Origin of the sequence: Lysinibacillus sp. NPDC086135, from assembly GCF_044746345.1 — a bacterium.
Taxonomy (GTDB): Bacteria; Bacillota; Bacilli; order Bacillales_A; family Planococcaceae; genus Lysinibacillus.
The window spans coordinates 263,480-275,991 of sequence record NZ_JBIVCA010000001.1; the positions used below are offsets into that span (position 1 = coordinate 263,480).

Here is a 12,512-nt window from a genome sequence, read left to right on the forward strand (position 1 = left end):
GATTAAATGCTGATCGAAGACTTGTTTAGACCGCGTTGGCATGAGCAAATGGAAGAGGTGATTAAGAATATGGTTGAAAGTGTGATTAAGGATGAACAAGTAATACTTAACGAGATAGAAGACTGGGAAAAGTCTGACAAACGCAAGTTGATGATTATTGGAGAAAAGTATTATAGAAATAAAATGGACATAGAAGAAAAGAAGCGTGACGCTGCTTGGAAATCTAATTTAAAGCTTGTTCATGGATATGTAAAGAAACTCGTTGATCAAAAAGTTGGTTACACACTTTCAAAACAGCCATCTATTACAAGTGAAAACAAAGTTTATCAGAAAAAGCTCAATGAAATCTTTGATGCTGGAATGATCAATCGTTTACGAAAGGTAGGCAAGGAGGCCATCAATAAGGGAGTTGCTTACTTACATCCATACTTTAATGAGACTGGTGAACTAAGTTTTATGCGCTTCCCTGCCGAGCAGATCATTCCTTTTTATGCTGACTCCGAGAATATGAAAATAGAGTCTTTTTTAAGAGTGTATGAAACGGATTATTATGATGGGACAACAAAAAAGACACTGAAAAAGGTTGAGCACTATCACAATAAAGGTATCGATCATTATGTACTAGATGGTTCAACACTTGTTTCTGATGTTCAGAGAGGTGGTAAACAAGGTTATCATTTTTTATTTGGTGAACAGCCAGTACTATGGGAAAAGATACCTCTTATTCATTTCCGTTATAACGAGGAAGAACAAGCACTGATTGACCAAATTAAATCGTTAGTGGATAACTACAATACTCAAGCATCAACTAATGCCGATATCCTTGCCGATATTCCGAATTTCATCTATAAGCTAATAAATTACGGCGGAGTAGATTTAGAAGAGTTTATTAGTGACTTGAATAAATACCGTGTTGTTAAAACGGATGAAAATGGTGATGTAGACAAACTTATAGCTGACATTCAAACAGAGGCAACAGAAAAAGAGCTTGAACGCACACGTAAAGTTATTTATGAATTAGGCCGTGGTGTGGATACCATAAATGAAAATCTAGGCAATGCTTCTGGAGTTGCTCTTAAATTTCGTTACAGTGATTTAGATCTTGACAGTAATATTTTAGAAAGTGAGATGCAATCAAGCATTGAACATATGATGTGGTTTATTACACATTATCTAAAGATGATTGACGAAGGTGATTTCACAAATGAAAAAGTAAAGTTTATATTCAATCGTGATATCATCACAAACGAGTTGGAAGCTGTTGAGATGTGCGAGAAGTCTACAGGTATTATCGATGACCAAACAAACCGTGAAAATCACCCTTGGTATACACCGGAGGTCGAGAAACGCCTTAAAAAGCAAAAGGAAGAAGAACAGAAAGAAATAGATGAGTATCGAGAGTCTATAGAGCAACAGCGACAATCTCAAATGGAAGTGAAGGGCAATGAGTAAGTATTGGGAAAGTCGTGCAGCACAGCGTGAGCTAGAATCACAACTTATTGCAAGTAAACATTTGGCTCGTATGGATGAACAACTACGTATAGCACAAGCAAACATCATACAACAGATTGAAGTATTCTATTCACGTTATGCTATTGATAATAAAATTTCATATGCCGAAGCAAAAAAGTATTTAACAGCTAAAGAACTAAAGGATTTTCGAAATATCACACTTCATCAATTTAGAGCAATGTCATTGTTAGGCGATCCAGAATATGATCGCATATTAAATGCAATAAGTTATAGAGCGAGAATCTCTCGACTAGAAATGTTGCAATTACAGATACAAATGCAGATGCTTGAGTTATTCGGTAGCGCAAATGGATTACAGGCTTATACGTACTCAGGGCTAACAGAGGTTTATGAAAACTCCTACTACAAATCGTTGTATGACATTGCATCGTTTACGGCAGTTTATCAGCCTATCACTAAACTAACAGATGATGTTATGAAAGATGTATTGTCCTATAATTGGTCCGGGAAAGAGTTTTCAAAGCGAATATGGGGGCATGAAGCCCAAACAATAGCAACTATAAAAATAGAGTTAGAAAAATCGTTTAAACAGGGTCGCTCACTCATAAAAACGTCAAGAGCAATTAGTGAAGCTACTGATGTAGCTTTAAGTCGAGCGGAGGCGCTTGTAAGAACTGAAGCTAATTTCTTTCACGGTTTAGCTACAAACAACGCTTATATTGATGCAGGTATTGACCACTATCAGATACTTGCCACATTGGACAATCGTACATCAGAAATATGTCAAGAACAGGATATGAAACTATACTTTGTGAAAGATTATAAACCAGGTACCAATGCTCCACCGTTTCATACGAGATGCAGGACAACAACTATTGCGTATTTCAACGAAGCAGAGTATATGAAAAATGAAACACGAATGTCTGCTAACGGTCGGATCGAGAAGATGGACTATAAAAAGTGGAAAGTGAAGTACGTCTCATAGTTTCATCGTCTTTTTTGCTTTGCAGACGTAAAAGATTCAAAGCTAACACCTATCGTGCGTACTACGACAATGCGAAATAGGAGGTTATAACGATGAAAAAAGAAGAATTAATTGCTTTAGGCTTAACAGAAGAACTAGCACAGAAGGTTTTAGATGGATTTGGCACAATGGTCCCTAAAAGTCGGCTTGATGATAAAATTCAAGAAAATAAGGACCTTACAACGCAATTGAAAGACCGTGACACGCAGCTTGAAGAATTGAAGAAGGTTGATGCTAAGGGGCTTCAAACGAAAATCGAAGAGTTACAGCAAGAAAATACTGATGCTAAAGCCAAATACGAAAGTGATTTAAAAGAAACGCAACTTTCCAACGCCATTAAATTAGCATTACATGGCAAGGTGCACGATACGGATATCACATCAAGAGAAATCGACAAAACAGCAATTGAATTAGATGTGGATGGTAACATCACGAAAGGACTTGAGGAGCAACTAAAAACGTTGCAAGAATCCAAGTCCTTTTTGTTTGTGCCTAAATCATCACCATTACCGGCAGGCGTAAAGCCAGGTGAAGGAAAAAAAGACGATGGAAATGCAAACTCGAATGATAACTATGGTAAGCGAATTGCAGAAGAAGTATCAGGAAATACGCAGCACTTAACTGATGCGCGTAAATCTTATTTTGAATAAGGAGATGAAATAAAATGAGTAAATTTGTTGAAACAACTTTCACAAACAAAAAAGTAATTTTAAAGTTTCCGGATCATTATGTGAATCTAGCTATCACTGTTTCGGACGCAGGAGTTAGTCTAAATGCAGAGGGCAAAAAAATTGTACCCGCTGGAACTATTCTAGGTGGTGGGTTCTTATTGGATGAATCTGTGAAAGCTATAAAAACAAACAGTGCTGAAGCAGAAGGTGTTCTTTTCAGTGATACTGATGTCACGTTTGGTCCTGCACCAGGAGCTGCTTTAATTCACGGATTTATTGCGCTTGATAAACTTCCAGAGGCGCCAACTACTGAAGCTTTAGAAGCATTAAAACAAATTACATTTTTAAAATAAGAAAGGATGATTATTAATGCCAACAATTTTTGATTTAGTAAATGCCCAAAATATTGCGGCTTACTACCAAAATAACCCGTCAAACAGCATTCCATATTTAGGAGCTACTCTTTTTCCACCAAAGAAACAACTTGGCTTAGATTTAAGTTGGATAAAAGGATCTAATGGATTACCAGTAGCTTTAATGCCTTCTGAATTTGATGCAAAAGCGACGATTCGTGATCGTATCGGATTTAGCAAAATTCAAACAGAAATGCCTTTCTTCCGTGAAGCGATGAGGATTGGAGAAAAAGATCGACAAGAATTAAATAAATTGCAGGCTTCTAATTTGGATGCAATGACCCAAACGATTATTGCAAACATTTATGATGATGCAACTAACCTTGTGAATGGCGCGAATGTACAGCCTGAGCGCATGATTATGCAGTTACTTTCTACAGGGAAAATTCGTATAACAGCTAATCGCCAAGATTACGACTACGATTACAAAATGAAAGATGACCATAAAGAAGCATTAACTGGTGGAGCTCAATGGAGTAATAAGGATGCTACACCGATTCAAGACATAATGAACTGGCAAGACACGGTAGAAGAGAATACGGGCACCCGACCAACGAATGCCATTATGACGCGTAAAACGTTTGGCTATTTGTTAAAACACCAAAGCATTCGTTTAGATATGAATCCACTAGGCGGTCAGAATGTGATCATGACGGATGCTCTATTGAAGCAATATTTACAAGATAAATTTGGTCTTTCAGTTGCGGTTTACAACAAGAAGTACCGTGCTGAAGATAGCTCATTGCATAATTTCTATCCAGATGACTACTTTACATTGATTCCAGACGGAAATCTTGGTAGTACCTACTATGGTACGACTCCAGAAGAGTCTGACTTGTTGGCCGGCCAATCTTCAGCAGACGTATCTATTGTTAACACTGGCGTAGCTATCACAACTATCAAAGAACCGCATCCTGTAAATGTTGAAACGATTGTGTCTGAAATTGTACTACCGAGCTTTGAAACTATCGATAATATTTTCATCGCAAAAGTAAATTAAGTGAAAGGACTGTTAAATGAAATCTGTAGTAAGAGTGAAAGATGATAGCTTTCCTGTTCGTTATGACGGCGTAACGTATAAAGTCGGTGAAGAAATTGAGGTGCTTAGTGAGCATGCTAAGCATTCTAGTTTTGAAGTTTTAAGAGTGATTGAAGAGGCCGAAAAACCTCTTACAGCTACCGGAATCAAAGCAAAGCTTGACGAACTTGGCATAGATTATAAAGGTAATGCTAGTCGCGAAGATTTATTGGAACTACTTGAAAATTCAAAGCCTGCTGAATAGGAGGTTTTTCAATTGAACGTATTCGATATCGTAAAAAGTAAAGTAAAACCTGATGTATTCACTGACGAAGAGCTACTTGTAAAAATTGAAGAGGTGGCCCAATCGATTAAAACGTATTGTAATAGGAGCGACATTCCTGAGGATTTAAAATTTGTTCATGCAAATATGGCGCTCGATTTAATTAGTCATGAGATTAAAGCGATGAATCCTGCTGACTACGCAATTGCAAAGTCTATCAAAGAAGGAGACGTTGCTGTTGAGTTTGGTTCAAATATTACAATAGGTGAGCAATCTACGGTGCTAATCCTGGCTAACTACACATTACAATTAAATCGTTTTAGGAAATTGAGGTGGTAATTGTGGACATACAAAGTATCATGGCGAAGGTTATACCTGCAGTAGAATTTATGTATGACAAGAAGGCCGAGATAAAACGCTATGGGAAAATCGTTAAACCTAGCGGTGCTGATGGTATGGATTGGGTACCGAAGCATTCAGACGTACCATGTAGGCTTTCTACTCCCAAATTGGACAATGCAGTTCAAGGTGGAGCGAATGTCATTAACTATGACGTGAAGATGTTTCTATCGAGTAATTACGATGTACTTGCTGGGGATATTGTTATTGTTGATGGCGTTGAATATGAATCAGCTAAAGAGCCCTTTGTATATGTGTCACACCAAGAAGTGTTATTGATACGGAAGGGATATGCTTAGATGGGCTTTGAATTTAGTGAAGTGTTACGTATCAAAGAGAATCTAATTGAGCTCAGCAAAGCCTCACACCGTGTGCAATTGAAAGTAGCTCAGCGCATAGCCCAATTAGCCATACGTAAAGTCAAAAAGATGACACCTGTTGATAACGGAGACCTACGTAACAATTGGAAGTCTGATGTAATCAAACAGGGCGATAACTATATAATCGTGATTTACAATCAGTTGGAATATGCTTCTTTTGTTGAAAAGGGACACCGGATAGTCATAGCAGGGAAAACAGTCGGTTGGGTTGAAGGTCGTTTCATGCTGAAATTAACTGAGGATGAGATGCAGCGTATTGCCCCAAACATGTGGGAGATTGAAATAGCGAAGGAGATGAAAAGAATCTTTGGTAACTAATTTGAAAACCCTCATTATCCAGCAATTAAAACAAGTTTTTGGGAATTTAGATGTATACGACGAACCAATACGGCAGGGTCTTAAGACACCTGCTTTTTTGGTGCTTATTACTAACGATTTTCAAGAAAGAAAGCTTTGGAAGCTCTCTGAATGGGAGTATTTAATCAATGTAACTTATTTTCCTAAAGATGAGAGAGACGCCTACACGGAAAATGACGACGTAAATCAAACATTCAAAGAGAACTTTCGTTATATTGGTAATCACTTCCATGTGAATCGCATGGAAGCATCGAAACATGATGGAACGCTTGTTATTACGTTTAGTGTTAAAAAACTTGTTAGAGAAATCGAAGAAGAAACATTGATGCAGACATTAGAATTTGGGGGTGTGCATATTGACGACTAGAGAAACAAAGCAGCAAAAGTTTGGGAAAGAAGCTTTCGTAAACGCTGCTGAAAATAATAAAGATCAGTTTATTCTTCAAGTTGTTCTTGAAGATGGAAAATCCTATACACGTGAAGAAGCAGCTAAGTTAGTGAAAGCATGGAAAGACAAGGAGGTGAAGCAGTAATGGCAGGAGGAAACTGGGAAAAACAAAACAAAGAATTATCCGGTGCATATACCAACTTTGAAACGAATGATTTAGTAGTTCAAGGTTTAGATTCAAAAGGTGCTGTAGTAATTCCGATTATGCTTGATTGGGGAGTTACTGGAGTATTCTCAAAGGTTACACCTAATACAAAATTTAAGGAGCTTTTCGGTAAAGATTTAAAGGATTTGAAACCAATCCGTGAAGCCTTTAAAGGCACTGGAAATGTCATTGTTTATAACCTAAATGGTAAAGGCGATGAGGCGACAGCTACAAGTGGAACATTTGTTGTTAAAGCAGTACATGGAGGTTCAGACGGGAATAAAATCGTTGTTACTGTTGCACATGGGTTAAACGGAGATGCTACAGTTCGTACGTTCTTTGATGGCGAGAGAGTAGATTCGCAGATTGTTAGCAGCACAACAGAACTAATTGCTAACCCATATGTAGTCTTTAACGGAGAGCTACCTGCAGGAGATGCCACATTGACGCTTTCTAAAGGAGCAACGGTATCAGCGACAAATGATTCATATGCAACATTTGCGACAGCCTTAGACACTCAAATTTTTAAAACAATTGCCATTGGTACAGATGATGATTCTATCAAACTTTTACTTTCTCTCAAAGTAAAACAGTGGCGTGAAGAAGAGGGCAAAAATGTAACTATTATCACAAATGACTACAATGCAGCAGATCATGAAGGTACTGTTTCTATCAAGAATGGTGTCTATATTGGTGGTGAACTCATCTCAGCAAAAGATGCTGTTTATTGGTATGGTGCTGCATATGCAAATGCTAGTACTAACTCATTAACTTATACTGAATATCCTGGCGCTACGGATGTAGAACGATTATCTAGCCATGATGTCATTAAAGCGAAAAGAGATGGGCACGTTGTGTTTATTTATGATGAAGGTGCAGATGGACTTGATCGAGTGGTTGTTGAGTCTGATATTAACACTTTCCGTTCATTTACACCGAAAAAGAACCAAGATTTCCGTAAAGGAACAATTGTACGTCAAATGGATATCATGGGCAACAATGTAAAGCATATCTACTCTCGTTACTTCATCGGAAAGGTAAAAAACCATGCAGATGGCCGTAATTTGTTCAAAGGGGCAATCATGAAAGATGTGCTAGATATTTTGGTCAAACAAGAAGCTATTGAGCCGTATAATCCAAATGATATTACTATTGAGCAAGGTGATTTAAAGGATGCAGTACTCGTGTCAGCAGGCGTTAAGTTTGTTGATGCTATGGAGAAATTATACATGACAATATTGTGTAAATAATGGAGGTGGGAATGCATGCCACGAATGATGCAAAACAATGATGCCATCTCAGCAAAAGAAGGTATCGTATATATCACAATTGAAGGTGAAGTCCATGAATATGCAGAGCTTATCAAGTTTGAAGCTCGTATTGATTATACAAAAGCTGACGTTAAGTCAGTTGGCAAACGGATGAAAGGTGGAAAAATTGTAGGGGCTGAGGGTACAGGTTCCATGGAAATTTACTACCATCGTCCAGAGATGCGACAGATGGCGCTTGAGTACGTAAAAACAGGTAAATCGCCAATTATGGATGTACAAGTTATCAATGCGGATATTACTTCAAGAGCTGGTAAACAAACAACTCTAATCAAAAACGTTGTACCAGATGGTGCTTTGATTGCAGCTCTTGACGGAGATACAGACGACTTGTTAAAAGACAGTACTGATTTCACGTTTGATGACTTTGATTTCTTAGAACAATTCAAAGTACTAAAAGATTAATAGGGGGAATTTTAAATGAGTAAATTTAGTGCATTCATGAAAGATAAAGTTAAAGCAGCAGAGACAGTAGAGTTAAAGTTAGAACGATTTGACGAGCCTATTAAGCTCCGTGCGTTAACCTCAGGAGAAGCTGACCAAATCAATGAACGTTGCTTTGTTAATAAAGCTGGAGTCAAAGGACGACAGGAACGTGTTTTTGACGTAGTTAAATATAATCGAGGAATCAGTACAGCATCGGTTGTTTACCCTGATTTAAACGACGCTGAACTTCAAGAATCATACAATGTTCGTGGTGCTGAAAATCTTTACTCTACTCTTTTCCTTTTAGGCGAGGCTGCTCAAATTCTTGAAAAAGTAACGGAGATAAGTGGAATTGGTGGGAGTATTAACGAAGATATAGAAGAAGCAAAAAACTAATTGCTGGAGGGCATGATGAAAAAGATCCTGAAGCCATTTATGCTCATTACGCCCTCCAACGTTTACGTATACGTCCAAAGGAATTTTTTGAAATGTGTAGAAAAGAAAAAGCTTTTCTCATAGCTAGTATTGATATTCGAGTTGAGGAAGAAAAGAAAGAAGCTGAACGTGCGAAAAGAAAATAAGGTGAGAGGTGATAAATATGATATATAAAGTTCCATTGAAAAATGCTGAAGAGCTTCTCCAGTCCCTTAATAGAGCTAATGCTCTAACAAATGAACTTGAAGAAACTCTTCTAGGCATTAAGAATTTGAATTGTGTTGATAATAACTCCGATGATGAGTTACTTGACACATCTGAATGTTCTGTTACAGATAGTGCGCTAAAAGAAATTACTTCGAAACTACAGTTGGTGCTTGAAACGTTATCTTAGGACATTCAAATTCACCCTCCACACCTAAAACAAATGTGTATGTCTGATTATCTTCATTAAATTCAATAGAGTACACTTTAGTTACTGTATGACCCAAGCCATGAGGATCAAAAGATGTAGAATCAGAGAATTGGTGGTTAAGAATTTCATAAGCTAACTTTTCGCTTTGTTCGTTAAATTTTTCTTGATTAAGAGAGTTTGGAAGTAAATCTGCTAATCCATAATACGTTTTAGGTGTTTTTGTGGTTAACAAAACCTTTTTAAACTGTTGAATAAAAGCATCTAAGCCTTGTACCATTTCAAGACCTATGCTTTTTTGTTCGAAATCAATTTTATAGTCTTTTTTGTATTGATGAACAGGTAAACGATCCATTAAATTTTCAAAATGCTTTTCTCGATTTTCCCATTTCATATGTATTTCACCTCCAATCAACTACTAGTTTAGCAGATGTTGGAAGAGAGAGAAGAACATTATTTTATGTGACTACTTAAAAATAAAGAGGATCTTCTTATATATTATAGTGTAGCTGGTTAGAGTACAGCGTATAACAATACGTGTCTTCACATAGAAGAAGAGAATCAAGAAAAACGAGATAGAACGGGTGACGAGATAACCGAATGCTTGAAAGGCAATATATGAGAGAAGGAGTGAGATAAGTATGACCTAACGGAGAAAGAGGTCATTTAGAATTCTTTTCTGGTGCTGGTGGATTGTAAGTAGCTAAGCTAATAACGTTCAGAACGAAATTTCGTCCCCCTTTTAGTATGCCAAATGTGGCAGAAAAATGTTTCGCAACAAATTGAGAAAGAAGAACGACTGCTAATGCAGGTTTGTTTGTGGGTGTTTTTTTGTTAACTGCCTCCGCATAGGAAGCAGTTAACAAAAGATTGTTTACTAACAACAAAAGATTGTTGTTAGTGATTAAAAAAATTCATCATTACTTACATGTTTTGAATTAGTTATTGTGGATTGTGAAGATTTTTTCTCTAAGTATATTTTAAATAAATCATCTAATAAAAGATTGATTTCGTTTTTGTGTTTGGACAAAAAATCGATTGCATCAGCAGATACTTCGACACCAAGTAACCTTTGGAAATTACTCTTTTCTATCCCATTGTCCAATGAGTGTAATTGAGAAATAATCTGCTTAATTACGACTAAACTTTTTGTATCTTTATCATCAATATGACTATGAATAATTAAATAAATTTGATCGATTATATTTACAACTATTCTTCTTTTTTCAGGCTCCATTGTAGTTAATTTATTTGCTAAGTGATTAACATCATTAAAAAATACTTTTTCATCATAGGTTTTAATGTCTGTTCTGCCAAGTAACCAATCAATTGAGACACCGAAGTATTCAGCGATTTTCTCTAATGTATCGAAATCTGGTTGGTGTTCGTTGCGCTCATACTTACCTAAAGCAGAAAATGAAATACCTAATTCATCAGCCATTTTTCGTAGACTATAGTCTACATCTTTTCTAAGAGATCGTAATCGTTCACCAAAATTCATATAGTTCACCTCAATACATGATTATATCTTATTGTGTCCGATAAGGGAAAAAACTATTTGACAGTGTACAAAAAAGGATATATCATAAGTTTGTGTACGAAAAGGGAACGAAAAGGAGGGATGTTGAATGTTGGACACAGCGAAAGTTGATTTAGAAAAAATAACTTTAGAGAGAGCTAATCAAGGTTTAAGTGCACACGAATTATCACTAAAAGCCGGGCTAAGTAAAAATGTGGTATCCAATATGGAACGTGGTTATGTTAAGCCACGATTACACACTGTAGGAAAAATTGTTAATGCTCTTGGGAAAAAAATAGAAGATTTTATTGAAAATTAGAGGGGGTCATCAAATGAACGAACTAAAAACATTCAATCACCATATTTTTGGGAATATCAGAGTTTTGATTCAAAATAATGAACTTACGTTTAATTTGTATGATATTGGCTTTGCTCTTGGATACACAAAAACGGCTAAAGGAATTACTTATTTAAGAAAAGAAAATTTAGCTAACATCTGTGAAAACCTTGATATAAAAGGGTTGTCAGCAAGTGACAACTATGAAATAACAACTGAAACTGATTTTGAAAATACTTTTGTCAAAGAAAGTGATTTATATGAATTAGCATTAGAAAGCAAAGCAAAAAACGCAAGACCATTCAGAAAATGGATTACAACAGATGTAGTACCATCTATTCGTAAAACGGGTGGATATGTTGCGAATGATGATTTGTTCATAGAAACTTATTTACCGTTCGCAGATGAACAAACTAAGATGGCTTTTAGAGCTACCCTACAGGTAGTAAAAAAACAAAATGAAGTTATTTCAGAACTACAACCTAAAGCTGATTATTTTGATGGACTTGTTGATCGTAATCTCTTAACTAATTTTAGAGATACAGCTAAAGAATTACACGTAAAGCAAAATGATTTTATCAATTGGTTGATTGATGGAAAATATGTTTATCGTGACCAAAAAGGTAAGTTAAAACCTTATTCAAAACATGTGCCTGAACTATTCCAAATCAAGGAGTGGGGAAGAGGCGATAAGACAGGTGTTCAAACATTAATTACACCAAAAGGAAGAGAAACTTTTAGATTATTACAACAGGCTAATTGAATAGGAGGAGATCTGATTGACTCATTTAAAAGTAATAGATGGAATAAAAAATGAAAAGCCAGATTATTTTGCGCTTTATTCAAAAGTGTTTATTAATGAACTTCAAGTGGCAACTGACAAGTACAAAACTGCTGCAGAATATGATAAAAATACTCTTAAAAAGTTAATATGGTCAGGTGTGAAAATGATTATTGCATCTGAATCTAGAAGTAATAATAAAGAAGGACTAGAAAATAAATTTTCACTAGTAACATTTATCAACTCATTGATGGCTCAATTAACTCCTAGAGAATTTCAAAACATTTTTCCAATAAATAAGATTTACTACGATGAAGATGATCATTGGAAAGATTATTTTTATACTCGTAGATATATTGAGGTGTTTGGCGAAGATAAAGTGATTGGTGAAGAAATGGATGAATTCCTTTGGGAATATCAAAATTGGACAATTAGTTTTTATATGCTGGAAATGATGGGCATTACAAGTGATTTACGTCAATTAGAAACTGGTAAGAGTATTATGGAGGAATTTCTTGAAGAACAGGGAGTACCAACACACACAATGTATGATGGTGCTGATGGTAAGAAATACATCGAAAATAGTCGAACTGGTGAAGTGTCAGAGGTAAAGAAACCTAGACCACGTTATTTACGAGTTGTTGAAAATGAAAAATAAAAAAC

At 36.1% G+C, this 12,512-nt stretch carries 19 protein-coding genes; 17 read left to right on the top strand and 2 right to left on the bottom strand.

Translation table 11 applies throughout. The annotated features are described in order from the left end of the window. Window positions 1-6 precede the first annotated feature (6 nt). The 14 genes from ACIPKN_RS01275 to ACIPKN_RS01340 all read left to right on the top strand — a co-directional run bounded on the left by ACIPKN_RS01275 (window position 7) and on the right by ACIPKN_RS01340 (window position 8,761). Window positions 7-1,452: a phage portal protein gene (locus ACIPKN_RS01275; RefSeq protein ID WP_400932652.1), complete on the top strand. Its 1,446-nt coding sequence runs from the start codon at window positions 7-9 to the stop codon at window positions 1,450-1,452. Further along, entirely contained in the window at window positions 1,445-2,458 is a 1,014-nt protein-coding gene (locus ACIPKN_RS01280; protein WP_400932654.1) for a minor capsid protein, read from the top strand. Before ACIPKN_RS01275 ends, ACIPKN_RS01280 begins: the two co-directional genes overlap by 8 nt. A gap of 92 nt (window positions 2,459-2,550) precedes the next feature. Continuing rightward, the gene (locus tag ACIPKN_RS01285) at window positions 2,551-3,147 is read left to right on the top strand and encodes a phage scaffolding protein (protein ID WP_400932656.1); all 597 of its coding nucleotides are present in this window, start codon (window positions 2,551-2,553) and stop codon (window positions 3,145-3,147) included. A gap of 14 nt (window positions 3,148-3,161) precedes the next feature. Next, the gene (locus ACIPKN_RS01290; protein ID WP_400932658.1) at window positions 3,162-3,521 is read left to right on the top strand and encodes a hypothetical protein; all 360 of its coding nucleotides are present in this window, start codon (window positions 3,162-3,164) and stop codon (window positions 3,519-3,521) included. 16 nt (window positions 3,522-3,537) lie between these two features. After that, window positions 3,538-4,581 carry a major capsid protein gene (locus tag ACIPKN_RS01295; protein ID WP_400932660.1) on the top strand — a complete coding sequence of 348 codons (1,044 nt, stop codon included), beginning with the start codon at window positions 3,538-3,540 and terminating at the stop codon, window positions 4,579-4,581. A gap of 16 nt (window positions 4,582-4,597) precedes the next feature. After that, complete coding sequence (locus ACIPKN_RS01300) at window positions 4,598-4,864, top strand: DUF7210 family protein (RefSeq protein ID WP_400932662.1); 267 nt, start codon at window positions 4,598-4,600, stop codon at window positions 4,862-4,864. Window positions 4,865-4,876: 12 nt separating this feature from the next. Next, window positions 4,877-5,221 (top strand): head-tail connector protein, encoded by a 345-nt coding sequence (locus ACIPKN_RS01305; protein WP_400932664.1) that lies wholly within the window; start codon window positions 4,877-4,879, stop codon window positions 5,219-5,221. A gap of 2 nt (window positions 5,222-5,223) precedes the next feature. Beyond that, complete coding sequence (locus ACIPKN_RS01310; protein ID WP_400932666.1) at window positions 5,224-5,580, top strand: hypothetical protein; 357 nt, start codon at window positions 5,224-5,226, stop codon at window positions 5,578-5,580. After that, a complete protein-coding gene (locus tag ACIPKN_RS01315) occupies window positions 5,581-5,979 on the top strand; it encodes an HK97 gp10 family phage protein (RefSeq protein WP_400932668.1) in 399 nt (132 codons plus the stop codon). Continuing rightward, a complete protein-coding gene (locus tag ACIPKN_RS01320) occupies window positions 5,969-6,385 on the top strand; it encodes a phage tail terminator family protein (RefSeq protein WP_400932670.1) in 417 nt (138 codons plus the stop codon). The genes ACIPKN_RS01315 and ACIPKN_RS01320 overlap by 11 nt, the downstream gene beginning before the upstream one ends. Continuing rightward, window positions 6,375-6,551, top strand: coding sequence for a hypothetical protein (locus ACIPKN_RS01325; RefSeq protein ID WP_400932672.1), 177 nt, complete (start codon window positions 6,375-6,377; stop codon window positions 6,549-6,551). Before ACIPKN_RS01320 ends, ACIPKN_RS01325 begins: the two co-directional genes overlap by 11 nt. Next, complete coding sequence (locus ACIPKN_RS01330; RefSeq protein WP_400932674.1) at window positions 6,551-7,861, top strand: phage tail sheath C-terminal domain-containing protein; 1,311 nt, start codon at window positions 6,551-6,553, stop codon at window positions 7,859-7,861. The genes ACIPKN_RS01325 and ACIPKN_RS01330 overlap by 1 nt, the downstream gene beginning before the upstream one ends. 15 nt (window positions 7,862-7,876) lie before the next feature. After that, on the top strand, window positions 7,877-8,344 hold the full coding sequence (locus tag ACIPKN_RS01335; RefSeq protein ID WP_400932676.1) for a phage tail tube protein: 468 nt from the start codon (window positions 7,877-7,879) through the stop codon (window positions 8,342-8,344). Between the two features lie 15 nt (window positions 8,345-8,359). Further along, window positions 8,360-8,761: a phage tail assembly chaperone gene (locus ACIPKN_RS01340; protein WP_400932678.1), complete on the top strand. Its 402-nt coding sequence runs from the start codon at window positions 8,360-8,362 to the stop codon at window positions 8,759-8,761. Window positions 8,762-9,153: 392 nt separating this feature from the next. On the opposite strand, the gene ACIPKN_RS01345 is transcribed toward ACIPKN_RS01340, so the two are convergent. Beyond that, window positions 9,154-9,606, bottom strand: coding sequence for a hypothetical protein (locus ACIPKN_RS01345; protein WP_400932680.1), 453 nt, complete (start codon window positions 9,604-9,606; stop codon window positions 9,154-9,156). A gap of 510 nt (window positions 9,607-10,116) precedes the next feature. Next, window positions 10,117-10,713, bottom strand: coding sequence for a helix-turn-helix domain-containing protein (locus ACIPKN_RS01350; RefSeq protein ID WP_400932682.1), 597 nt, complete (start codon window positions 10,711-10,713; stop codon window positions 10,117-10,119). Between the two features lie 127 nt (window positions 10,714-10,840). Between ACIPKN_RS01350 and ACIPKN_RS01355 the strand changes: the two genes are divergently transcribed. The 3 genes from ACIPKN_RS01355 to ACIPKN_RS01365 are packed head-to-tail and all read left to right on the top strand — an operon-like array spanning window position 10,841 to window position 12,507. Next, on the top strand, window positions 10,841-11,050 hold the full coding sequence (locus ACIPKN_RS01355; RefSeq protein WP_400932684.1) for a helix-turn-helix domain-containing protein: 210 nt from the start codon (window positions 10,841-10,843) through the stop codon (window positions 11,048-11,050). 13 nt (window positions 11,051-11,063) lie between these two features. Then, window positions 11,064-11,831 carry a phage antirepressor KilAC domain-containing protein gene (locus tag ACIPKN_RS01360; RefSeq protein WP_400932686.1) on the top strand — a complete coding sequence of 256 codons (768 nt, stop codon included), beginning with the start codon at window positions 11,064-11,066 and terminating at the stop codon, window positions 11,829-11,831. Between the two features lie 16 nt (window positions 11,832-11,847). Then, complete coding sequence (locus tag ACIPKN_RS01365; protein WP_400932688.1) at window positions 11,848-12,507, top strand: hypothetical protein; 660 nt, start codon at window positions 11,848-11,850, stop codon at window positions 12,505-12,507. Window positions 12,508-12,512 lie beyond the last annotated feature (5 nt).